The organism is Streptomyces sp. NEAU-174 (genome assembly GCF_052665095.1).
Window position 1 is genome coordinate 676,936 of the sequence record NZ_JBQTCE010000001.1, and the last position, 22,743, is coordinate 699,678.

Annotated in this window: 19 protein-coding genes and 2 tRNA genes; 8 read left to right on the forward strand and 13 right to left on the reverse strand. The window is 70.8% G+C overall.

Translation table 11 applies throughout. The features are described from left to right. Positions 1 to 137: 137 nt before the first annotated feature. Together ribD and ACT2CW_RS02855 are read right to left on the reverse strand one after the other, a co-directional pair. Complete coding sequence (gene ribD / locus ACT2CW_RS02850; RefSeq protein ID WP_182471994.1) at positions 138 to 1,007, reverse strand: bifunctional diaminohydroxyphosphoribosylaminopyrimidine deaminase/5-amino-6-(5-phosphoribosylamino)uracil reductase RibD; 870 nt, start codon at positions 1,005 to 1,007, stop codon at positions 138 to 140. Beyond that, complete coding sequence (locus ACT2CW_RS02855) at positions 1,007 to 1,945, reverse strand: hypothetical protein (protein ID WP_445515370.1); 939 nt, start codon at positions 1,943 to 1,945, stop codon at positions 1,007 to 1,009. The genes ribD and ACT2CW_RS02855 overlap by 1 nt, the downstream gene beginning before the upstream one ends. Before the next feature lie 745 nt (positions 1,946 to 2,690). Here ACT2CW_RS02855 and ACT2CW_RS02860 point away from each other — a divergent pair. From ACT2CW_RS02860 to ACT2CW_RS02870, 3 genes are all read left to right on the forward strand, one after another. After that, positions 2,691 to 3,152 (forward strand): ATP-binding protein, encoded by a 462-nt coding sequence (locus ACT2CW_RS02860; RefSeq protein ID WP_445515371.1) that lies wholly within the window; start codon positions 2,691 to 2,693, stop codon positions 3,150 to 3,152. Then, positions 3,149 to 3,442, forward strand: a complete 294-nt coding sequence (locus ACT2CW_RS02865) for a DUF7848 domain-containing protein (protein WP_445515372.1) — start codon at positions 3,149 to 3,151, stop codon at positions 3,440 to 3,442. The genes ACT2CW_RS02860 and ACT2CW_RS02865 overlap by 4 nt, the downstream gene beginning before the upstream one ends. Positions 3,443 to 3,636: 194 nt before the next feature. Then, positions 3,637 to 4,035 carry a hypothetical protein gene (locus ACT2CW_RS02870; protein ID WP_445515373.1) on the forward strand — a complete coding sequence of 133 codons (399 nt, stop codon included), beginning with the start codon at positions 3,637 to 3,639 and terminating at the stop codon, positions 4,033 to 4,035. A 74-nt stretch (positions 4,036 to 4,109) separates the two neighbouring features. Here ACT2CW_RS02870 and ACT2CW_RS02875 read toward each other — a convergent pair. Next, positions 4,110 to 4,182, reverse strand: a tRNA-Arg gene (locus ACT2CW_RS02875). 328 nt (positions 4,183 to 4,510) lie between these two features. Continuing rightward, a tRNA-Ser gene (locus ACT2CW_RS02880) sits at positions 4,511 to 4,601 on the reverse strand. A 288-nt stretch (positions 4,602 to 4,889) separates the two neighbouring features. Between ACT2CW_RS02880 and ACT2CW_RS02885 the strand changes: the two genes are divergently transcribed. Together ACT2CW_RS02885 and ACT2CW_RS02890 are read left to right on the forward strand one after the other, a co-directional pair. After that, on the forward strand, positions 4,890 to 5,339 hold the full coding sequence (locus tag ACT2CW_RS02885) for an SSI family serine proteinase inhibitor (RefSeq protein WP_164437321.1): 450 nt from the start codon (positions 4,890 to 4,892) through the stop codon (positions 5,337 to 5,339). A gap of 213 nt (positions 5,340 to 5,552) precedes the next feature. Next, complete coding sequence (locus ACT2CW_RS02890) at positions 5,553 to 10,076, forward strand: PAS domain-containing protein (protein WP_445515374.1); 4,524 nt, start codon at positions 5,553 to 5,555, stop codon at positions 10,074 to 10,076. A gap of 163 nt (positions 10,077 to 10,239) precedes the next feature. Here ACT2CW_RS02890 and ACT2CW_RS02895 read toward each other — a convergent pair whose 3' ends face one another. The 6 genes from ACT2CW_RS02895 to ACT2CW_RS02920 all read right to left on the reverse strand — a co-directional run bounded on the left by ACT2CW_RS02895 (position 10,240) and on the right by ACT2CW_RS02920 (position 16,480). Then, positions 10,240 to 11,895, reverse strand: coding sequence for a long-chain fatty acid--CoA ligase (locus ACT2CW_RS02895; RefSeq protein ID WP_445515375.1), 1,656 nt, complete (start codon positions 11,893 to 11,895; stop codon positions 10,240 to 10,242). Positions 11,896 to 12,117: 222 nt separating this feature from the next. Then, a complete protein-coding gene (locus ACT2CW_RS02900; RefSeq protein WP_164437049.1) occupies positions 12,118 to 12,648 on the reverse strand; it encodes a SigE family RNA polymerase sigma factor in 531 nt (176 codons plus the stop codon). 201 nt (positions 12,649 to 12,849) lie between these two features. After that, positions 12,850 to 13,746, reverse strand: a complete 897-nt coding sequence (locus ACT2CW_RS02905) for a DUF1906 domain-containing protein (RefSeq protein WP_445515376.1) — start codon at positions 13,744 to 13,746, stop codon at positions 12,850 to 12,852. Between the two features lie 53 nt (positions 13,747 to 13,799). After that, positions 13,800 to 14,966, reverse strand: a complete 1,167-nt coding sequence (locus tag ACT2CW_RS02910; protein ID WP_445515377.1) for a lipid-transfer protein — start codon at positions 14,964 to 14,966, stop codon at positions 13,800 to 13,802. Beyond that, entirely contained in the window at positions 14,963 to 15,424 is a 462-nt protein-coding gene (locus tag ACT2CW_RS02915; RefSeq protein ID WP_445515378.1) for a MaoC family dehydratase, read from the reverse strand. Before ACT2CW_RS02915 ends, ACT2CW_RS02910 begins: the two co-directional genes overlap by 4 nt. Before the next feature lie 48 nt (positions 15,425 to 15,472). Next, on the reverse strand, positions 15,473 to 16,480 hold the full coding sequence (locus ACT2CW_RS02920; RefSeq protein ID WP_445515379.1) for a bifunctional MaoC family dehydratase N-terminal/OB-fold nucleic acid binding domain-containing protein: 1,008 nt from the start codon (positions 16,478 to 16,480) through the stop codon (positions 15,473 to 15,475). Between the two features lie 739 nt (positions 16,481 to 17,219). Between ACT2CW_RS02920 and ACT2CW_RS02925 the strand changes: the two genes are divergently transcribed. Together ACT2CW_RS02925 and ACT2CW_RS02930 are read left to right on the forward strand one after the other, a co-directional pair. Beyond that, a complete protein-coding gene (locus ACT2CW_RS02925) occupies positions 17,220 to 18,395 on the forward strand; it encodes a bifunctional DNA primase/polymerase (RefSeq protein WP_445515380.1) in 1,176 nt (391 codons plus the stop codon). A gap of 442 nt (positions 18,396 to 18,837) precedes the next feature. Beyond that, the gene (locus ACT2CW_RS02930) at positions 18,838 to 19,635 is read left to right on the forward strand and encodes a hypothetical protein (RefSeq protein WP_445515381.1); all 798 of its coding nucleotides are present in this window, start codon (positions 18,838 to 18,840) and stop codon (positions 19,633 to 19,635) included. A 97-nt stretch (positions 19,636 to 19,732) separates the two neighbouring features. Here the strand turns inward: ACT2CW_RS02930 and ACT2CW_RS02935 are convergent, their stop codons facing one another. Continuing rightward, positions 19,733 to 20,068 (reverse strand): helix-turn-helix domain-containing protein, encoded by a 336-nt coding sequence (locus ACT2CW_RS02935; RefSeq protein WP_445515382.1) that lies wholly within the window; start codon positions 20,066 to 20,068, stop codon positions 19,733 to 19,735. Between the two features lie 242 nt (positions 20,069 to 20,310). On the opposite strand from ACT2CW_RS02935, the gene ACT2CW_RS02940 reads away from it, so the two are divergent. Further along, complete coding sequence (locus ACT2CW_RS02940) at positions 20,311 to 20,760, forward strand: hypothetical protein (RefSeq protein ID WP_445515383.1); 450 nt, start codon at positions 20,311 to 20,313, stop codon at positions 20,758 to 20,760. 127 nt (positions 20,761 to 20,887) lie between these two features. Here the strand turns inward: ACT2CW_RS02940 and ACT2CW_RS02945 are convergent, their stop codons facing one another. Beyond that, positions 20,888 to 21,415 carry an SRPBCC family protein gene (locus tag ACT2CW_RS02945; protein WP_445515384.1) on the reverse strand — a complete coding sequence of 176 codons (528 nt, stop codon included), beginning with the start codon at positions 21,413 to 21,415 and terminating at the stop codon, positions 20,888 to 20,890. A gap of 217 nt (positions 21,416 to 21,632) precedes the next feature. Continuing rightward, on the reverse strand, positions 21,633 to 22,631 hold the full coding sequence (locus ACT2CW_RS02950; RefSeq protein ID WP_445515385.1) for a helix-turn-helix domain-containing protein: 999 nt from the start codon (positions 22,629 to 22,631) through the stop codon (positions 21,633 to 21,635). Between the last annotated feature and the right edge of the window lie 112 nt (positions 22,632 to 22,743).

Here is a 22,743-nt window from a genome sequence, read left to right on the forward strand (position 1 = left end):
CTCTCCAACGTAAAACTCGCGACGTCGAGTTTCTCCGTTCAGGAGGCCTTCGGGGGCAGCATTCGCCGCGGTAGGCGGAGCACAAGGTGTCAGACCGCGGTGTTCGAGACGCTCTTTAGAAGTTGCCTGGACAGCGACTAATAATCTCGCCTGGCTACTAGACGCGTCCGCAGATCGAAACACCCAGCGTTCACCAGCCGGAATCCATCCGGAAGCAACGCACTCGCTGCTATGGGCGCTGAGGACGGCGGAGTGCCTGGGCCATCAATGATCACGCGTTCCACAGCGTCAGCAAGCAATCGCGCCGCTTCATTGGAGCTGCCTTCGATCAGCACCGTTCGCGCCCCCGACTCGTTCAAACCATGCAGCGCTTTTCTGGGCTCGTCGCCAAGCGGGGAAAGCGGTACGCGGAAGGAATCTTTACCGTGGCCGCCTGGCACACCTTCCTCAATCGCCCCGTTCCGTCGAATCACAAGATCGTGTGTGCGTCGGAGCTCCTTCACAGCCTGGGCGCCGTCGTCCCCGTCGGCACCAACGGTGTACGCCCACGTGATGTACGGCCTTCCCGTGCACAGCGAGTGTAGCCACGGTCCGAGGACAAGCAGCGCTTCCTGCTCCAGGACGCCACGCTCCACCTCGATGCCAGCCTGTTCCAGCACCACCGCGCCGCCCTCTCCGCGCGAGGTGGGGTCCATGACGGCCATCAGGACGCGGGACACCTTCGCGTCGATAAGTGCCTGGCGGCACGGTGGGGTCCGGCCGTGGTGGTTGCAGGGCTCCAGGGTCACGACCGCCGTCCCGCCCTCGGCCCGCTCCCCCGCTGCGGTGAGCGCGTTCACCTCGGCGTGGTGGTCGCCCTTGCGGAGGTGGTAGCCCTCGCCGACCGGTATGCCGTCGCGGTCGAGGATCACGCACCCGACGGGCGGGTTGGGGCTCGTGGTTCCGAGTCCCTGGGCAGAGATGGCGATTGCTCGCCGCATGGCCGTCAGTTCGTTCGGCGTGGCCATCAGAACCCCGCATTCTCCTTGACTGCGTCGAGTAGCTCCCGCACAGCGGGAACATTACTCGCCGCTGCGAGAGCGTTGACCGCCGTCACTGCCTCTTGCAGAGTGCGGCCGGAACCGGAGCCGCGGGCCATGTCGAGAACGGCTGCGGCCTCGGCGGCGGCCTGCTCGTACTCCTGGATTCCGACGTAGGCCATGGCGAGCCGCGCCTGGGCAAAGCTCCGGTCACGCTGATAGACGTCCGGGAGCTCCGCCAGTGCGGTTTGGAAGGTGGAGACTGCCCGGTCGGGCCGGGACAGGTTGAGCCAGCAATTCGCGCGCTGGATTTCGATATAGCTGGGCGTGCAGAAATCTCCGTGCCCGGATCGGGCGTCACCGGAGGATTCGGCGAGGGCGGCGAACTCGTGGGCCTCGTCCAGCTTCCGATGACAGGCGATCTCGTCCCCGTCGAGCGCAAGTCCCTGCGCCTCCTGCTGGATGGCAGCCGCCTTCATCGGCCGGGAGAGCGCTCGTTCGTGGCGCTGCACGGCCTGGGCGAGTCCGATGGCCTGGCCTGCGTTCTTCTTCCCCGCCGCAAGCTGGCTGCGACGGAACAGGGTCCACGAGAGCATGGCTTCGTCTCCGGCCTCCATGGCCCATTCCATGGCCCGACTCGTCCATGTCTCCGCGCTGGAGACGTCCATGGAGTCTTCGTGCAGCCATGCTGCGGACTCGGCGTACTGGGCCGAGAGCTTCAGCAGCTCCTGGCGGTGCTCGCCCCGGCTGTCCTCCAGAAGACCTTGCAACATGTCGAGCTGCTGATGGACTCCCGCGAGGGCGTGACGCGGGCCGAAGAGGTTGTCGGCCCTGACCAGGGTGTGCCACATGTCGCGGAAGTGCTCGATGGCTGCTTCGCCTCGTCCGGCGGGGAGTCGGTGTGGTCTGGCGGGCTTGGGACGCACGATCTCAGCGGAAGCGTTGACGGCACGGAGGGGTGCACTTCCTTGCAGGGCGGCACCAATTGCGTGCCCGAGAAGGGCTGCGGCGATTTATCGGCACGATCTGCTCTCTTCCATCGACGTACACCGAAACCAGAAAGATTTCGGGTAGCGCATCTGCGTCCGCCGAATTCGAGGGGTCTACGTGCACGATCGGCAGACCAGGAATCGGCCCCGTTACGGGTAAGGACAGGGGTTCGTTCGGGCCGTCTGGGCTACTGGAAGCGTAAGCCTGGTCCTGGGCAGCGGCGGCCGGCGACGGGGTACCCTCCCACGGCCGCTCGGGCAGGTCGAGCATGTGGCCAGGAATGCCCAGTCCATCAGCGATGCGTTCCATAACGGCGACGCCGCGGATACCCCGATCACCCCGGATCACGTCGCCGACACGCGCGCTGGTCATCTTCCCGACAGCGGCGGCCATCGCCGCGTAGCTCGCTGGGGCTCGTCGGTTGACGAGACGGAAGATCTCCCCGAAGTCCCGTCGCTTGCAGGCCCGTTTCATGTCCTCGCTGTGGAGCAACCGGTCCGGGATGGTGAGGGGGTATCCGCTGCGCCTGGCTTCACGTTCACTCATCGGCTGCTCACGAGGTGTAGGGACGTGCGTCACGTCCAACGTAGACAGCGCCGAGTATTGAGGTACCCCATTTCACCGCACGGGGTACCCCGTTGCCTGTCCCGATGATGGCGTCTCACCTGCACGCTTATGGCCATGAAGCCAGAGCTGACAGGCCCGGATGGACGCGTGGTGGTGAGGCGTTGGACCCGCCACCCCCGTTGTGTCGCCCTGGCCCGAGCCGACTTGCGAAACGTTCTGGCTGGTTGGGGGTCGATCGCGGTCGAAGAGGTCGCGCTGTTGGTGCTGTCCGAATTGATAACGAACGCCGTGCGTCATGCACGGGTGCCGGGACGCCAGATCGAGACGCGCTACCTGCACCAGGGCGACAAGGTGCGGGTCGAGGTTCACGACGCGGCCGACCAGCTGCCAAAGCTGAGGACTCCGACCCCCGAATCGGCACACGGCCGAGGGCTGGTCCTGGTGGAAACGCTCGCCGATCAGTGGGGCGTCACCCCACGGCCAGCGGTGGGCAAGGCGGTCTGGGCCGTCTTCGCACTTCCTGCCGACGAACGGATCTCACTGCCCGATGGAGAGTGTAGAGAGGGACAGTCGTGACGACCGCCGGAGACTCCGTAATACGGCAGGGCGATTGGACCCTGTGGACCCTGAGCGCAGACGTCACCGGGAGTCCGCCGATCTTGGAGGCCGAATGCACGACGTGCGACGACTCATCCGGGGCGACTGAAGAGGCCAAGCAGCCGGAGGTGTGGTGTCTGCGTCACGCGAACCAGACGGGCCACACGGGATTCCGGATGATCATCACGAGCTTCTTCCGCGCGTCCATGGCGAACATGGGATCTTCCGCGACGGCTGCGCGAGCCCGGACGGCGACGCCTGGCGCGTAGCCCCCGAAGGCTGGGCGAGGGTCGCAGTCGTGGAGGGACCGGCGGCCCCCGCCCTCAACAACTTCAGACCCGAAGCCGGACCACCCCTCAACGTAGCCGGCAGTGGTGATCGCCGGACCCCTTCTGGCTCCTTCTGGTCCGCTTTGAGTACGGGTACTCAGGCATGCGAGGACCGTGCTGTGCATGGTGAAGCCATGTTGAGCAGCAGATTAGGCCGCTGGGCAAAGGGCATCGTCGTCTCGGCGGCCGCGGCCCATGCGACGTACTGGGTCTGGGAATCCGCCAAGCGGTGGGAGTCGGAAGCGCAACGGGCCAATCCGGACGCGGGGATCGGCGCAGGGTTCATCGAAGGTGCGCTGGCCACGCTCGCCTGGTTGACACTGGTGCCCCTGCTGCTGTGGGCAGGGATGCGATTGCTGCGGGAGCGAGACAATCAGCTGCTGGTGAGCATGGGATCAGCGACGTGGATCATTCTCGGGCTCCAGCTGACCAGGGGCAGCATCAGCAGGGCGGAAACGGAGCTGTTCCTTCTCGCGTTCGCTCTGCTCGGCGGCCTCCTGGCACGGTTCCGTCCCACCGCACCAGCAGACTGATCGCTCCGGAAGCTGATGTCACCGCATACGCAAGAGGTCCCTTCCGATGATTGGAAGGGACCTCTGAGCTGGTGCGCGCTCGGCAGGATTCGAACCTGCAACCTCTTGATCCGTAGTCAAGTGCTCTATCCGTTAAGCTACGAGCGCTTGGCTTCCCGGCGGTTTTTCTTGCCGGTCGGCGTTGCGGGGACAACATTACATGACCTGCGCCGTCAGGCGAAATCCGTTTCCCTCACCCCCACTGACCTGCGAAAACTCCATTTTCGGAGGCTTGCGGGGTTGCTCTCGCGAGGCCTCGGGGAGTCCGTCTTCGCGTCGCACGGTGTTTGCGGAACGAGGGTGATTGCCACGGAAAGGCACCAGAGAGTCACCGTGCGTTACACCCCACCGGCGGTGCGGTTGCGTGATCATTCACGGCGGGTCCGGGAACGACGCAGGGGGCCCGCGCTCAAGGCGCGGGCCCCCTGCTGGAGAGCGGAGGCTGAGGGATTTGAACCCTCGATGGGCTTTAAGGCCCAAACCGCATTAGCAGTGCGGCGCCATAGACCAGACTAGGCGAAGCCTCCAACACGCCGGGTCACTCGCGCGAGCGCGAGGTGGCGTGTGCAGATGATGTCACAGCCCAGTGGGATGTCACCAATCGCGGACTACGGTACTCGGCGGGCGGGGCCCATCGCAAAGCCCTCATAGGGGGTGGGGGAAGCGCGGCCCGTACGGCGGAGCGCGCTCCTTATGGCCGAGGGAGCCCTTACGGCGAGCACAGCCCCTTACGGCGGAGCAACGCGCGCGGCGGCGGCGCGTTAGACGGGGCGGGGGCAGCGCGCCCCCGACTGATCACACCCGGGAGTGCCCCCATGCCCCTGCTGCACCGCCTCGCCGTCACCGCCGCGCTGACGACCGCCGCCACCGCGGGCGCGCTGGCCCCCGCCGCGGCCACGCCGCTGCCGCTGCCCCTGCCGTTCGACGGGGAGAGCGCCGACCGGCTTGTGATCACCGTGAGTGAGACGGGTGAGGCCGACGACGCCGCGACGTTTGTACTGAATTGCCACCCGACCGGGGGTACGCACCCCCGGGCGCGGGCCGCGTGCGGGCAGCTGGACGCGCAGACCGTATGGGGCCGGGATCCGTTCGCGCCGGTGTCGCCGGACGCGATGTGCACCGGACAGTACGGCGGGCCAGCCACGGCTCGGGTGACGGGGCACTGGGCGGGGCGTCCCGTCAACGCCTGGTTCAACCGCACCAACGGGTGTGAAATCGCCCGTTGGAATCGGTTCTCCGTCGTTTTGCGCATGCCTGGGAGCTGACCTGCGGATTGGGCCGGGAGTGAGAGGAGAAGAGCCCGGTGAAGTTTGTCCGGGCGTGCGTCGAGACGCGTACGTCGCGCTGCGACCTCCCTCTCATCCGCCGTCGCGTCCGGCGCTGGTGCCCGTAGACTCCCCTAGAGACACTCCGCAGATGGGACGGCAGAATGACCGCGGGTGTCAGCAAGGTGCGGTAGTCAGGGAGGAAGCGTCGTCGTGAGCAGCAGGCCATCCCGAGGCGCTGCTCGCCTCGCGGCGATACTCGACGCCCTCCCGGACGCGCTGTTGCTGGTCAACTGCAACGGCACGATCGTCAACGCCAACCACCACGCGCTGGAGTCCTTCGAGGCTCCGGGCACCGCCCTGGTCGGCCGTGGTCTGCTCGATCTGCTCCCCTCCTTCGATCCCAATCGCATTCCCGGGTCGATGCGGCGCCCCGACGCGTCGCAGGGGGACGGCAGCAAACCGACCCGGATGATGGCCCGGCGCACCGACGGGGCGCAGTTCCCCGTCGAGGTGACCAGCGCGAATCTGGAGGACGGGCGGACTCCGTACGCCGATCAGTACAGCTACACCGGCGATGAGCTGCTGATGCTCATCGTGCGCGACCTGACCGGGACGCTCGACACCGAGGCCGAACTCGCCCGTCAGCAGCGCCAGACCGAGATGATCCTGCGCGCGGCGGCGGAGGGCGTGGTCGGCGTGGACACCGAGGGCAAGGTGGTCCTCGTCAACCCGTCCGCCGCGCAGATCCTCGGCTACCGGGCCAGCGACATGGGCGGTCAGGAGCTTCACTCTCTTGTACACCACTCGCGCCCGGACGGTTCCCCCTTCCCGTACGAGGAGTCGCCCCTCGCCGACACCCTGCGCTCCGGCCGCAAGCACCGGGTGCGCGGCCAGGTGCTGTGGGCGAAGGACGGCAGCCAGGTCCCGGTCGATCTGACCACCGCGCCCGTCCGTGACGGCGAGCAACTGGTCGGCGCCGTGCTGACCTTCACCGACCGGCGGGCCGAGAAGGCCATGGCGGCCAAGCACGCCGAGGAGGTCGAGAGCCTCACCACCCGGCACACGGAGAAAGTGGAGAGCCTCACCACCCAGCACGCCGAGGAGCTGGAGGGGCTCACCGCCCAGCACACCAAGGCCCTGGAGGAGCTGCGGGCGCAGCTCGCCGAGGAGCGCGCGCGGTACGCGGCACAGCTGGAGTCCGTCACCGCCCGGAACGGCCAGCTGCTCGCCGTGCTGGACCAGTCCCTGCGCGGCCCGCTGCTGCAACTGCGCAGTGAGCTCGGCGTGCTCGCGGACGACCCGGCCGGGCAGCTGTGGCCCGAGGCCAACCAGATCCTGCACCACCTCGCCGCCGGCTACACCCGGATGACCACGCTCGTCGACAACGTCCTGAGCTATCAGCGGCTCGACTCGAGCGGCGAGGGGCTGGCCCGCCGTACGGTCTCGATGGACGAGGTCGTATCGGCCGCTGTCGAGGGCGCGGTCGAGCTGATCGGGCCGGGGCGCGCGCAGTTCGCCGTGCACGCCCCGCCGATCGACGCCGAGGTGGACGCGGAGCGGCTCGCCCAGGCGCTCGCCCATCTGATCGCGGACGTGGCCGGGGTCGACTCCACCGGCAACGCCGCCTCGGGTGTCGCGGCGAGCGACTCGACGATCGTGGTCGCGGCGGCGCAGCGCGGCGATGTCGTACGGATCGAGGTCCGTGGACCGTACGCGGGCGGCGACCCGGTGCACGAGCCGATCGTGCGCGGGATCGTGCGCCTGCACGGGGGCGTGCTCCAGACCCATGAGATGCCGGGCATGGGCGGGCACGCGTACGTCCTGGAGGTGCCGATCTCGGCGGTGGCCGCCGCCGAGCAGGAGGGCTTGGACGCCGACGCCGCCGGACCGGGCGACGGTACGCAGGGACAGGGCACCTCGGGCTCGGGCACGGGTGCCGGTACGGGCGCGGGTGCGGGTACGGGCACGGCGGGCGGCAACGCCTCCGGCCAGACCCCGACCGGACGCCGCGCCCGGCACGGAGGGGCCCCCGGCGACACGCCCGGCGACACCGTCGGCGGCGGTACGCAGGGGAACGGCACGCCCGGCAATGGCACTCAGGGCGGTACGCCCCCGCCCAACCTCCGTAAGGCCGACCCGCGTACGGCCGATCCCCGTACGGCCGACCCGCGCACCGCCGCTCAGCAGGGCGCACCCGGCGCGCCCGCGCCCGCCGCGCTGCCCGCGGTCGTCGGCGAGAGTGCCGCGGCCCAGCAGCAGAGCGCGGCCGAGTCCGCGAACCCGCCACGGCCCACCGGGCGGCGCAGAGCGCGCCCCCACCCCGACGAGGACCCGGCGGCGGCCGCGGCCGCGAACCCCGGCCAGAACGCCGAGGGAGCCGCGACCGGCAGCCATCGCCACGCGCGCGGCGGCGCACCGGAAGCGGCCGGTCCGCAGCCGACGGGCGCCGCCGCCATGGGCGTTGTGCCGCCTCAGGGCATCCCCGCCCAGCAGCAGCCCCAGGGCCGCCGGGCCCGGCGCGGCGCCCCGGCGCAGGAGCAGGGCGACCCTCAGACCGCCGGTGCCCCCGCCCCCGCGCAGGGTGCGGGCGGCCGGCCTGCCCTCGCCCTGCCCGCGGCCTCTTCCGACACCCCCCAGCAGCCCGCCCAGCCGGCCGCTTCGGGCATGTCCGCGCTGCCCGCAGCCCGCACCCCCGAGGAACAGCAGCCCCACTGGGGCGGCCAGGACACCAGCGGCGGCCAACCCCAGGACGTCCCACCCACCGGACGCCGCCGCGCCCGGCGGCCGCTCGCCGAGGAACCGCCGGAAGGGCCCCAGGCCCAGACACCAGCCCCAGGCCGGCCGCAGCCCGCGGGGGACCCCGGACTCGTCCGCTCCCCCTTCGCGCTGCCTCCGGCCGCCGCCGACCGGGCACAGCCCGGCGCGCTGCCGCCCGAGCTCGGCCCGGCCGGGCTCGTCCCCGCGCAGCACGGCCCCCGCGAGGCGCGGGGCGGCGCGCCCCAGCCGCAGCAGGGCGGCGGGCTGGCCGTACGAGGCGAGCCCGTACCGCCCAATGGCGCGGCGCGCCCCGGTGGCTGGCCGTCCGACCCCGCTCAGGGCCAGGGCCAGGACCCGCGTCGGTCCCAGCCCCAGCCGCAGGGTCAAGGCCCCCAGCCGGCCGCTTCGGGCATGTCCGCGCTGCCCGCCGCCCGCACCCCCGAGGAACAGCAGCCCCACTGGGGCGGCCAGGACACCAGCGGCGGCCAACCCCAGGACGTCCCACCCACCGGACGCCGCCGCGCCCGGCGGCCGCTCGCCGAGGAACCGCCGGAAGGGCCCCAGGCCCAGGCGCAAGCCCCTGGGCGGCCGCAGCCCGCGGAGACCGGCGGGCGTCCACCCGCCCAGCAGCCGGCGCAGCCCCCCGCGCCGTGGCCCGACGCGCCCGCGCAGCCTCGTCCGCAGCCGCTGCCCGCCGAGGCCCCGCCGAACGCCGACACCACCCAGGGGCGCGCGATCAGCGTGCGCACTCTGGGCCAAGGGGTGCCGTTCGCCCAGCAGGTGGGGGAGCAGCCCCAGGGCCGGCCCGCACAAGGCCAGCCGCAGGGCCGCCCGCCACAGGGTCAGCCGCAGACGCCCTCCGGAGGCACCAGCACGGGGGGCGGCAGACGGCGCAAGCTGGCCGCCCGGCCCGAGATGACGGACCAGGGCGGCTCGGCCGAACTTCAGCCGGCCGGCAACCGGGCGCATCCGCACACCGGACCGCAGCCCCACACCGGCCAGCCCCCGCACGGCGGCCAGCAGCCCCATACCGGACCCCAGCCCCACACCGGACCGCAGACCGGCGCCCAGCCCCGCCCCCAGCCCGGGCCGGGGGCGCAGCCGCAGCGTGCGGTGGGCGCGTCGCAGGGCTCAGGCCGTACGTTCGCCATCGGCGCGCCGGACGAGGGCGCGGAGGGGCCGGAGCCGCTGGACGGGCCCAACGGCGCCGTCGAGATCGTCGACGACCGCACCCCGCCGCCCGACGACGAGCTGCCGCCGGAGCCGCTGGACAACCCGCGCCGCCTCCTGGTGTGGCCCGCGCCGGACATGTCCACCCAGCAGGCGCTGAGCGACCGCGGCTACCGTCCGGTGATCGTGAACTCCCGTGAGGAAGTGGACGCGCAGATCGCCGCGTACCCGGCGGCGCTGTTCGTCGACCCGCTGACCGGGCCGATCACCCGGACCGCGCTCCAGTCGCTGCGTACGGCGGCGGTCGCCGCCGAGGTGCCGGTGCTGGTGACCGCCGGGCTCGGCCAGGCGACGCGCGAGGCGGCGTACGGCGCCGACCCGGCCGTCCTGCTCAAGGCGCTCGCGCCGCGCGACAGCGAGCAGCATCCGTCGCGCGTGCTGCTGATCGAGGAGCACGAGCCGATCGCGATGGCGCTGACGGCGACGCTCGAGCGGCGCGGGATGCAGGTCGCCCGCGCGGCGACGGACGCGGACGCGGTCTCGCTCGCGGCCCAGATGCGGCCGAACCTGGTGGTGATGGACCTGATGCAGGTACGCCGCCGGCGGGCCGGGATCGTCGACTGGCTGCGCGGCAACGGGCTGCTCAACCGCACCCCGCTGGTCGTCTACACCTCCGCGGACATCGACCCGGCGAATCTGTCCCGGCTGGCCGCGGGCGAGACGGTGCTGTTCCTCGCGGAGCGCTCGACGAGCGCGGAGGTGCAGTCGCGGATCGTGGACCTGCTGGCCAAGATCGGCACCAACTGACGCCCGCGGCCCGCAACGGTCACGTCTGACGCGCGTGCACCGGTCACGTCCGACACCCGCGCACCCGTTACGTCTGACGCCCGCGGCGGCGCACCGGTTACGTATGGCCGCCGTAAGGAGACATCCGCCTCCTTACGGTGGCCGCGTTGCCAATAGGGCTCCCTCAGCCCAGCGTGGTCACATCCAGCTCCCCGTCCGCGTACTGCTTTCGGATGACCTTCTTGTCGAACTTCCCCACGCTCGTCTTCGGCACCGCCGGGATCACCGCCCAGTGCTCCGGCAGCTGCCAGCGCGCGACCCGTTCGGCGAGGAAGGCCCGCAGGTCCTCGTAGCCGACCGTGGCGCCGTCCGTCAGGACCACCGTGGCCAGCGGCCGCTCGCCCCACTTCTCGTCCGGCACCGCCACCACCGCAGCCTCGGCGACCTCCGGGTGGCCCATCAGCTGGTTCTCCAGCTCGACCGAGGAGATCCACTCACCACCCGACTTGATGACGTCCTTGGCCCGGTCCGTCAGCGTCAGATAGCAGTCGGGGCTGATGGTGCCGACGTCGCCGGTCTTCAGCCAGCCGTCCTCGGTGAACTTGTCCTCGGGGCGGAACGGCTCGCCGTCCGCCCCTCCGTAGTACGCGCCCGCGATCCACGGACCGCGTACCTCCAGCTCACCCGGCGTCTTCCCGTCCCACGGCACGAGTTCGCCGTCCGCCGAGATCAAGCGGCACTCGACGGAGGACGGGAAGCGGCCCTGCGTCAGCCGGTACGGCCAGGCTTCGTCCGCCGGGAGGCCGCCCGGCGGATGGGCCACGGAGCCGAGCGGAGAGGTCTCCGTCATGCCCCAGGCGTGGACGACGTGGATGCCGTGGCGCTCCCCGTACGCCTTCATCAGGGAGGGCGGACAGGCCGCACCGCCGATGAAGACGTTCCGCAGACAGCTCACCTCCCGCGGCCTCGCGTCGAGCTCGGCGAGCAGCCCCTGCCAGACGGTGGGGACGGCGGCGGCGATGGTGGGGCGCTCGCGTTCGATCATCTCGGCGAGCGGCTCGGGCTGGAGGAAGCGGTCGGGCATGAGCATCGAGGCACCCGCCATGAAGGCGGCGTGCGGGGTGCCCCACGCGTTGGCGTGGAACATGGGCACCACCGGCAGCAGGATGTCGCCCCCGGCCATCCCGAACGACTCGACGGTGTTGACCTGCATCGAGTGCAGATAGATGGAGCGGTGGCTGTAGGCCACGCCCTTGGGGTGCCCGGTCGTACCCGAGGTGTAGCAGAGGGCCGCGGCCTGGCGCTCGTCGATCTCCGGCCAGGCGTAACGCTGCGGCCGCCCCTCGATCAGCTCCTCGTACTCATGCACCCGGGCTGCGCAGCCGTCCAGGACGGAACGGTCACCGGGGCCCGCGACCACGATGTGCTTCACGGTGGTGAGGGTGGGGAGGAGCGGGGCCAGCAGCGGCAGTACGGAGCCGTTGACGATGATCACGCGGTCGGCGGCGTGGTTCACGATCCAGCCGAGCTGATCGGCGGGCAGCCGGAGGTTGAGGGTGTGCAGCACGGCGCCCATGGAGGGGACCGCGAGATACGCCTCCAGGTGCTCGCAGTTGTTCCACATCAAGGTGGCCACGGCCTGCCCCGGCTCGACCCCGAGCTCATCGCGCAGCGCGTTCGCCAACTGGATCGACCGCACCCCCACCTCGTGGAAGCTGCGTCGCTGGGGCTCGCCCTCGCCGGTCCAGGTGGTCACATGGGCCGTGCGGCCGTGCACGAGGGTCCCGTGTACGAGGATGCGGGTCACGGTCAGCGGTACGTCCTGCATCGTGCTGAGCACCGGGGCCTCCAGGGGTTCCGGTTACGCGCGGGTAGAGGTTCCGCCGATTCTGCAACCGACCATCTGGTATGTCACTACCCCCGGACCCGTCGGTCCCGCTGCCGTTTCCCCTGCTGTTTCGCCTGCCGTTTCCCCTGCTGTTTCCGCGGCCGTTTCGCCCGCTGTTTCCCCCGCCGTTTCGCCGGTCAGCCCCCGTCGGCCGCCGTCGCGTCGATCAGGCGATCATGCCGCGTGACCGAGTTCCGGGTCCTCCCGGAGTTTGCCGAGGGCGCGCGAGACCGCGCTCTTGACGGTGCCGACGGACACCCCGAGCACCTCCGCCGTCTGCGCCTCGCTCAGGTCCTCGTAGTACCTGAGGACGACCATCGCCCGCTGACGGTCCGGCAGCCGCAGTACGGCCCGCCACAGCGCGTCCCGGAGCACCTGCCGTTCGGCGGGGTCCGGCGCGGGCACCGCCTCGGGCTCGGGCAGCTCCTCGCAGACGAATTCGTCGATCTTGCGCTTGCGCCACTGCGAGGTCCGGGTGTTGACCAGGGCGCGCCGCACATAGCCGTCCAGCGCGTTGTGGTCCTCGATGCGCTCCCACGCCAGGTACGTCTTGGCGAGCGCGGTTTGCAGCAGATCCTCCGCGTCGCACGCGTTGGAGGTCAGCGAGCGGGCGGTGCGCAGCAGCACGGGCCCCCGCGCCCGTACGTACGAGGTGAACGACGGGAACGCGGCGGCGGAGACGCCTGTGCACACGGTCGTGGTCATGGCTCAACGCTAGGAGCGAGCAGGTCGGAGCGGATCGGCCATAAGTGCCGAAGCGCAGTCAGTCTCAGGTTGTACGGGTGGTGCCGGCACCACCTCCTGCGGGGGGAGGGGGTGGTCGGAGGGTCAGGGTTCTTCCCGAGGGCGACCCCGAGTTCCTCCCGAGGGCGGCCCGAGTTCTTCCCGAGGCGCCCCCGCGGGTGCTCACTTGATGATCGCGACCGGTGCGTCCACCTTGTTGCGGTCGATGCGCAGCTTCCGGCCGCCGTGCGTCACATCGATGTTGCCCCGGTACTGGTGGATGCGGCGGTGCGGATTCCACGCGCTCTTGGCCAGCGTCGACTCCCCGTACAGCGACGGCTTCCCGTTCCAGCGCGCGAACCACATCACGGAGGGCAGGTCATGGACCCCGGCCCGGCGGGCCTGCTCCACATGGCGCACCCCGGACTCGGCGCTGCTGTAGAAGCCGGGGAAGAAGCCGCGCGAGCGGACCTCGCGGTTCCAGCCGCGGATGAAGGAGAGCGTCTTGGCCGCGCAGCTCGTCCGCTTCAGGTCGTACGCCTCCATGTCGAGGTAGAGCGCGCTGCGCTTCTTCAGGGAGAGCGCCTTGGCGCGCGCCACCGCGTCCTTGCCCTCCGCCTGCCCCTGGGAGAACGGCTTGCTGCCGATGGGCACGTGCTTCTTGTTGGTGTTGCGGACACAAGGCGACTGGGATCCGACGAAGATGGGCAGCACCTGCCACTTCATGCTCTTGACGCCGCGCATCCAGGAGACGGTGAGGTTGGGCTGGCTGGCGCAGGCCCGGCCGCGGCCCGCGTAGTAGACGCCGACGGCGCGGTAGCGGGAGCTGTTCCACGCGCGCAGGGTGGCGAGGGACGGCGCATGGCAGGTGTCGAAGGCCCAGCCCTTGAAGACCTTGGCGCCCAGGGGGCGGGGGTCGGGCAGGACCTCCGCCGAGGCAACGGGGGCGGCAGCCGAGGCGGCGGGGGCGCCAGCCGAGGCGGCGGGGGCGGCACCGGCGATCGCGGTGGCCAGGGCCGCGGCCAGACCGGTGGCCCAGCCCGTGAGCTGCCATCTGCTGCTCTGCTTACTTCGGGTCATATGACGAGTGAAGGTGGACCTCGGCGGCCCGATACCGCCGACACGCGCGCGAGTCAGCCGTCTGCGCCGAGGAGAAGCCCGGATGTCGGTACTCCGGTGCCCGCGGTGACCAGGGTGCGGGCGGCGCCCGGCACCTGGTTGACGGAGCTGCCGCGGATCTGGCGGACGGCCTCGGCGATCCCGTTCATCCCGTGCAGATACGCCTCACCGAGCTGACCGCCGTGGGTATTGAGCGGCAGCGCGTCCTCGGCGACGAATCCGGCCGCCTCGCCGCGCCCGCAGAAGCCGAACTCCTCCAACTGCATCAGCACGAACGGCGTGAAGTGGTCGTAGAGGATGGCCACGTCGATATCGGCCGGAGTCAGCCCGCTGCCGCGCCACAGCTGACCGGCGACCACCCCCATCTCGGGGAGGCCGGTCAGATCGTCGCGGTAGAAGCTCGTCATCTGCTCCTGGCCACGGCCCGCGCCCTGTGCCGCGGCCGTGATCACGGCGGGCGGTCGCGGCAGGTCACGCGCCCGCTCCACGCTGGTGACCACGATCGCCTGGCCGCCGTCCGTCTCCTGACAGCAGTCGAGCAGCCGCAGCGGCTCGACGATCCAGCGGGAGGCGGCGTGCTCGGCGAGGGTGATCGGCTTGCCGTGGAAGTACGCGGCCGGATTGGTGGCCGCGTGGCGGCGGTCGGTGACGGCCACATGGCCGAAAACCTCCGGTGTCAGCCCATAGGCGTACAGATAGCGCTGGGCGGCCATGGCGACCCACGATGCCGGGGTCAGCAGCCCGAACGGCAGCGACCAGCCGAGCGCGGCTCCCTCGGCGGACGGCTCGCGGTGCTGTACGCCGGAGCCGAAGCGGCGCCCGGAGCGCTCGTTGAACGCGCGGTAGCAGACGACGACCTCGGCGACGCCGGTCGCGACGGCGAGGGCGGCCTGCTGCACGGTGGCGCAGGCAGCGCCGCCGCCGTAGTGGACGCGCGAGAAGAAGGTGAGATCGCCGATGCCGCACGCCTGTGCCACGGTGATCTCGGGGCTGGTGTCCATGGTGAAGGTGACCAGCCCGTCCACGTCGGCCGGGGCGAGTCCGGCGTCGTCCAGGGCCGCCTGGACGGCCTCGACGGCCAGCTTCAGCTCGCTGCGGCCCGAGTCCTTGGAGAACTCGGTGGCGCCGATACCGACGATGGCGGCCCGGCCGCCCAGGGTGTCCGGCTTGCGGGCGCTCATCGGGGGGTGTCCGGGGTGTCCGGGGTGTCCGGGGTCCTGGGGGTGAGGGCGGTGGCGGTCTTTGGGGCGTCGCTGGGGAGCCGCACCGTGACCGTGCCGGTCACATGGTGTCCGATGCCGTTCTTACCGATGACGGCGACCTCCGCCATGCCCTCCGCGACCGAGGTGACCTTGCCGGTCAGCACCATCTCGTCACCTGGGTAGTTGGGCGCCCCGAGCCGGATCGCGACCTTACGGAGCCGGGCCCGCGGCCCGAAGTGATCGGTGATGTACCGGCCGACCAGCCCATTGGTGGTGAGGATGTTCATGAAGATGTCCGGGGAGCCCTTCTCCTTGGCCGCCTCGGCGTCGTGGTGCACATCCTGGTAGTCCCGGGACGCGAGGGCACCGGCAACGATCAGGGTCCGGGTGATCGGGATGCGCAGTGGGGGCAGCTCATCGCCCGTACGCACCGTCATACGATCGCCTCCTCGCGTCATCGGTCACGCCTCCGCGCCGCACATCGGTCACGCCTCCGCGCCCCGGAACACCGGCAGCTCCAGCTCCTCGTCCACGCGCAGGAACTCCAGCTCGACGGGCATGCCGATGCGCACCTTGTCGTACGGCACCCCGGTGATGTCGCTGACCATCCGCACGCCCTCCGCGAGCTCGACCAGGGCCACCGCGTAGGGCGGGTCGAAGGCGGGGAAGGGCGGATGGTGCATGACCACATAGCTGAACACCGTGCCGGCGCCGGACGCCTCGAACGCCTCCCACCGCTGGGAGCCGCACGCCCCGCACCCCGGCAGCCACGGGAAGCGCGGGGTGGCACAGTCCAGGCAGCGCTGGATGAGCAGCTGATGCCGGGCGACCCCCTCCCAGAAACCGGCGTTGTCGCGGTTGATGACGGGGCGAGGGCGACGGTGACGGTCGGCCTTCGGCTCCGGCTTTCGCGCCGGTTCCGGCTCCGGCTTCGCCGCCTTCTTGGGGCGCACCGGTGCGTACTTGAGGATGCGGAAGCGGTGGGTGCCGACCAGCTCCCCGGCCCCGGCCCCATCCCCGCCCCCGACCCCGCCCCTGGCGCGGACGTTCATGCGGGTGGTGACGAAGTACCCGGTGCCCAGCTTGGTGGTCTTGCGCGGTGACACCGACTCGATGACCGCGTCGAAGGTGACCAGGTCACCGGGGCGCAGCGGCCGCAGGTACTCCTGCTCGCAGTCGGTGGCCACCACCGAGGTGCAGCCCGCGTCGTCGAGCAACGCCAATAGCTCGTCGTACGCCTCGGAGCGGGCCGAACCGTCGGGACCGCTGGGGTGCCCGGCCAGCCCGCCCATCGTCCACGCCTGGAGCATCGTGGGCGGTGCGACAGCCGGATAGGCGGGGTTGGTGTCGCCCATCGCCTCGCACCAGTGCCTGATCATGGGCTCGTTGACGGGGTCCCTGCCCGCGCCGCCGCTCGCGGCCGTCCGCCCCTCGTACGCCTTCAGCCGTCCGTACAGCTCGTCCGGGTCAACGTCCAGGTCATCACGCGTCATCGCTTCCCCTGCCGCATGTCTGCCGTAGAAAGCAATCTGACTATCCGTCAGATAAATCGACGCTGTCAAGAACGAACGCTGAAGCACGGCATGACGCACGGTCGCGCGACGGCGTTGCTACGCCACCGCGCGACCGTACGACCTCACCCGTCCCGTTTCGCTCAATGAATCACCACAGCTCGCTCAGATCGATCGGACATGGCACCGCTTCGGCGTTCCCGCATTCCCCGCGCTCCTCGCGTTCCCCGTGTTTCCCCTACGGGCGCTCGCGGGGGCGGGGGCTCGCGATGGCGGCGACCTGCCCCCGTGCGAGCGGGCCAGCTCCCAGGAGCCGCGCACCACCCTGGACGCGGAGAGCGGTCTGGACGCGGAGAACGCTGGCGCGGCGAAGGTGCGACCGGGGCCCGTCCGGATGTCCGCCATCTCGATTCCTCCGATCCTCCGACTCTCCGACTCCCGCGGCCTCCCCGATGCTCGGAAGGGCCGCGGAAGCAGAGTTGCCCACCGATTCCCGGACGATGCGCGCGGGCCACTGGAATTACCACGCAAGCATGATGAACCTGTTTTAAACACCCCATGCACCCCCACTCCGCGCATCGCGCCGGTGCGCCCCGCACACCGCCCCACCCGGCCATAGGGCGAGCCTTACGAGAGATTCCGTTCCGCATAATTTCGGCCATCCTCGGCGACTTGCCGGGCCCTCTTCCCATTACCGAACACTTGTCCGAAAATGAGTGACATGGCGAACCCCTCACTCGCCCATGCTCTTGCCCACGCCCTGACCGCCGCGGCCCACGGTTTCCGCGTGATCCCGCTGACCCGCGCGAAGCTGCCCGCCGTGCGCTCCCCGCACCACCACGACCCCGCGCCGCTGCCATGCCATGGCGAATGCGGGCGGCTGGGCCATGGGGTCCATGACGCCTCGGCGGACCCGGACGCGATCCGCGCCCTGTTCGCCGCCGCCCCCTGGGCCACCGGCTACGGCATCGCCTGCGGATGCGCCCCGTACCACCTCATCGGCATCGACCTCGACCTCAGGGGCGTGCGGCCCAGTGAGCCGGGAGCGCCCGGCAGGCCCCAGGGACCTGGGGGAGCGGACGACACGGACGGCCCGGCCGAGAGGCCGGAGAGGACCGGGACGGCCAAGAGAGTCAAGAGGCCCGAGAGGTCCGAGAGGTCCGGAACCGCCGGGGTGACGGGGGCGACCGGGAAGACCGGGGCGACCGGAACCGCCGGGAAGACCGGGGAGCCCGAGGCGGCCGGGAGTCCCGATGCAAGCCGTAAGGACGGCACGAACGGTCTGGCCGCCCTCGCCCGGCTGGCCCGCGAGCACGCCTTCGCCATCCCCCGTACGGTCACCGTGCTCACCCCGAGCGGTGGCCGCCATCTGTGGCTGTGCGGCCCGCCCGGGCTCGCCGTCCCCAACTCCGCCGGCCGTCTGGCCCCCGGCATCGACATCCGTGGACTGGGCGGCTATCTGGTCGGCCCCGGCTCCTACGCCTCGCACGGCAGCTATCGCCTCGCGCCCGGCTCCCCCGCCTGGGCCCCGGCCCCCGTACCGTCCGCCCTGTTGCGCCTGCTCACGCCCCCGCGCCCGGCCCCGCCCCGCTCGTACCGCCCCGGCCCGCCGTTCGCCGATCCGCATCCGGCGGCCCTGGAGGGGCTCGTACGGTTCGTCCGCGCCTCACGAGAGGGCCAGCGCAACGACCGGCTGTTCTGGGCCGCCTGCCGCGCCTACGAGGCGGGCGCGGGGCCGGAGTTGGCCCCCGCCCTGATCGAGGCCGCGCTCGACACCGGCCTGCCCCCGCGCGAGGCCCGCGCCACCGTCGCCTCCGCGGCCCGCAGCGCCGCCCGCCACCTCCAGCCCCCGACCGAGGAGCCCCCGACCGAGGAGCCCCCGGACGCGCGTGCCTGACGCCTGTGCCTGACGCCTGGCCTGATGCCCGGTATGCCCCCTGGGCGGGATGAACGGAGCAGAGGCGCCAGACGTATCGCAGGACGCCAGAGGCGGCGCGATCCAGCGGTACACGGACGGTGACCCGTGCGCTACGGGAACGAGGAGCACTATCGTGACCACGCGACGAGGCGCTCCGCACAGGAGCCGGAAGGCGCAGCAACCGGAAGGCGCAGGGACCGAAACGCGTAGGAACCAGGCGGCGCGGGGACCGAACGGCGCAGGAACCACACGCCCACTCGCCGGTGCTTCCGCCCCCGAGGCGGACAGTAAGGGATTCCCGCTCTCCCCGCGATCGGTGCCCCGTGACCGGTGCTTCGGCACCGGTGCTCCGTGACCGGCGCCCGGTGACCGGCCGACCGCCTCCGGCGCACCGGCACCAAGGCGCGATCAGGGGGGAGCATTGCACGAGCTCTACGCACAGAGGTGGTTCGCGGACGCCGCGTTACCCATAGGTGTCTGCGCGCTGGTCACGTGGATCTCGCTGGTCCACCGTTTCGCCGACAAGGGCCGCTTGCTGGGGACCGTAAGGTCCGCGTCGCTGTGCTGCGGAATCATCGCCTGCACCTGCGCGGCGGCGCTGCTCACCATCGCCCTGCTGTTGCCGCACGCCGCCGATGTGCCACCCGCCGTGGCCGCTGCCGCCGCGGGCGGGGCCCTGGCGCCTCGCGTCCGTCAACAGCAGAACCAGCAGTCCACACCGCCCTTCGTGGCCGTGATCACACTGGGCATCGCGGTGCTGCTGAACGAGCTGGAGCGGCGGCTGGTCCACGACATGTACCTCCACTGCCACCGCCTGGTCAGGGACTTCGAGAACGTGGCCCAGCTGCGCATGTTCGCCTTCGAGGCCCGCCTCCACCTGCGCGGCTGCGCCCCCGCCACCAAGGACAGGACGACGATCAACACCCTGTACGAGGAGGTGGACCAGCTCCTGGACGAAGCGGCCAAGGTCGAGGCCGACATCGAGGCGAAATGCCGACAGCGCGAGGTCCAGGAGTTCCCGCCGGAGCTGCACGCCCCGACCCGGGAGGAGTCGGAGGACCGCCGTCAGACCCTGGCGATGGCCATGGACGCCTGCGTACGCATGCTGGAGTTCGGCTACCGCACCGGGAAGCGGAGCGGCGACCGCGAGCTCGCGCGGCTGCGGGACGAGGCGCTGGCGGTACGCCCCCTCGCCACGACGGGCGCCTCGCACCCCTGACGTGACGCCGCACCGCGCACACCACGACGACGCCGCCCGTCAGGGACGCAGGACGCGCACCCCGCGTACCCCGCGCGCCCCACGCACCTCGATGCCTTCAAGGAGCGTAGACAAAGGCATCGGACCCATCGCCAAGCCCATGCGGCCCATGCGGCCGCCGAGCCGCGTCCTCCTTGGGCTCCACAAAACTGATCTTGATGTCCAGCTCCAGCGCATCGGCCACGGCAGCGAGGCTGCGCAGCGTCAGATTCTCGTCCCCAGACAGGATTTGGCTCACTCTCCCCGGGCTGACGTCCATGAGCCGGGCGAGGTCAGTGCGGCTCATGCCACGCTTGCCCAGCAACCCGGCGACCTCCACAGTCGCCTGACGCGCCAACCGCGCCCCCGAGTGGTCGGCAGCCTCCGCCTTCGCACCTTTGCTCTTCCACGGCACGCTCAATCAACCTCCCAGCGCATGGTGCCGACCTCGGGCTTCGAACGCCCTCACTCAGAGCTTCCCACCTTTAGCTACAACTAAAAGCCCACTTCCCGCCTTCCCACCCACCACCCACCCCCCAAACAGCCGATCCCATGCCCCTGACCTGCCCCAACACCCCACCCGCAGCTTTTCGGCCAGATCTGCCCACCCACCAGCCCCACCGAACGGACAACGCCCCCGTCCCTACCATCCGCACCGTGCAGATCGACAAAGCAAGGGAATTCGTTGCCGAAGCCCCCTACGTACGCTTCCAGAGCCCGCTCCGGAACGAGCGCGGCCACTTCTCCGGGGTGTTCGGCCTGGTCAACGGCCTGGCACAAAACGGAAAGCTGAGCCCCGAGCAGGAACGCTTCCGCCGGGCCAACAATGACTGGTACAACGCGGCCTATCCAGACCCCTCGACCGTGGATCCGACGGTCTACGACCACGAGCTCCACCCCGGCGCGGCGGCCTGGTTCAAGTCCACGTCCCAGGACCTGATCAAGCGGGTGGACGGCTACCTGGAGATCCTTGCCGCTCATGGCATCGAGTGCCGGATGATCCGGTCGTCGAATCCGGGGAGGATCGTCTACGAGGACGCGTACCAGATCGTCGTGGTGCCGCACGAGAGCGGCAGCGGGGCCGGCGAAGAGCCCGACCAGATGTGAAGTCGCCGCACGGCCGTCTCCATCTCCTGACGCCCGGAGCACGACATGCAGGAGGGGCGCCCCTTGAACCATGGGCACCCCTTCTGACAGCTACGCCACGCGAGCGGTCGCGCCGGGGAGCAGGTGCTCATATGCTCCGGCTTCGGATGTCGCGGGCCATCGCCTCGATCGTCGCCGTCATGTTGCGCCGGAGTTGGTCCAGCCGTCCTCGCAGGAGCGCCGCGGCGTTCTCAGGGTCGGCCCGCACCGCCGCGCGGGCTCCGCTGTCACCCGGTCCATGGATGAACGACTGACGGACCACCGTCTGATCCTGCCGTGCGCCGGGCCGTAGATCGTAAGTCCAGGTGGCGAAGTGATCCTCGGTTTCCGGGGAGCCCCCGAACACCCTCCAGCCGAACGAAGACGGCCGGTCCGCCGCGACGACCACGCATACGACCTGCGTGACAAGCCCGTTGGGGAACCGGTTGCGGGCCTCGAAGCGCGCCCCGACCGCTGGTTCGCTCCAGCCGTCCAGCCAACCCGAGTAGGTGCACTCCGGGCTCCAGTCACCGATCCGCGAGAGGTCCGTGATCGCCTCCCAGAGCTGGTCCACCGTCGCGTCGACGCATAGTTCGACCTCCGCACGGGCGCCAGTCACGCCGAAATCCTCATCCATACGAGGGCAGACCGACCAGACGACGAAAACTCATCGCAGCCCCTCCGGCTCAGAAAGCCCCCACAGCAGCCCCGGCCAAGGACAGCCCGCCATGCGGACCTTCCCGGTCCGGCTGGAGAGTGCCCCAGCGGTTCGCCGCGGCCATCGCCGCGGGCGACCACTTCTTCGCCACCTCGCCAGCGACACCCGACTAGCTGAACCGAGCCCTCGGTCACGGCTACGACCGCGGGCGCCTGCCGGCCGGGTCGGTGGAGCGGGCGTATTCGGTGGGGGTCTGGCCGTAGCGCGCCTTGAAGGCCCGCGTGAGATGGCTGCTGTCGGCGAACTGCCAGTGGGCGGCGAGTTCGGTGATGCTCACGCCGTTGGACGGCGAGGTCAGGGCGAGCCGCGCCTCTTCCAACCGCCGGTTCCGGATATACGCGGCCACGGACTCCCCCACCGCGGCGAACGCCCTGTGCAGGGTGCGCACCGAGACGTGGAGCTCACGGGCCAGCATCGCCGGCGACAGCTCGGGATCGGCGAGCCGGCGCTGGGCGAGATCCTTCGCGGCCTGGGCCAGCGCGGGCGCCAGCAGCGGCTCCGCGTCGTCGAACCGGCCCCCGGCCACCGCTTTGGTCAACTCGATCAAGGTGCTGTGGGCGGCCCGCACACCGGCCGGGCCGAGATCGTTCACGGTGGTGTTGACCATTTTGGCGTGGGCCACCAGCAGCCGTACCTCGGCCGCGTCCGCCGACCCGGTCAGCATCCGGTTCCCGAGCAGCGGCACCAGCGGGGGCGCGGGCAGCACCGCGATCATCGCCGCCGTATGCGGCACCGTCTCGAACGGCGTCGACCGCCCGACATGCCGGAGCAGGAACTGCCCTGCCGACACGGTCTGTTCGCCATGGCCCCGCGAACCGCCCAACGTCCACGAGCCGCGCCGCACGACGTACATCCGTACCCGGTCCTCAACGCCGTGCGGCACATCCGCGGTCCGCATCGCCGACTCACTGTGGGCGTGGACGATCGCCACGTCGCGCACCCGGGCGGCACGGGTCCTGACCCGGTAATCACCGGCCATGGCCGGGCTGAAGGCAGGCAACGGGAAATCATCGCCGATCTGCGTCTCCCACGCGTCCAGGAAGGCGTCGAATCCCTGCCGTACGGCACGCCGGGCCGTGGTGTCCAAGGAGAACGCGCCACGCGACTCGTCCGCCTGCTGCCCCGCGTTGGTCATCGGCGGGCCACACTCCTCACGCTCGCGTCACACGCGTTTCGTGCTCGCTGCTACCGCGCCACCCTGTGGCACAGATCTTCCGATCCTAGGACGCTGTCGTCCAAGTGGGCCG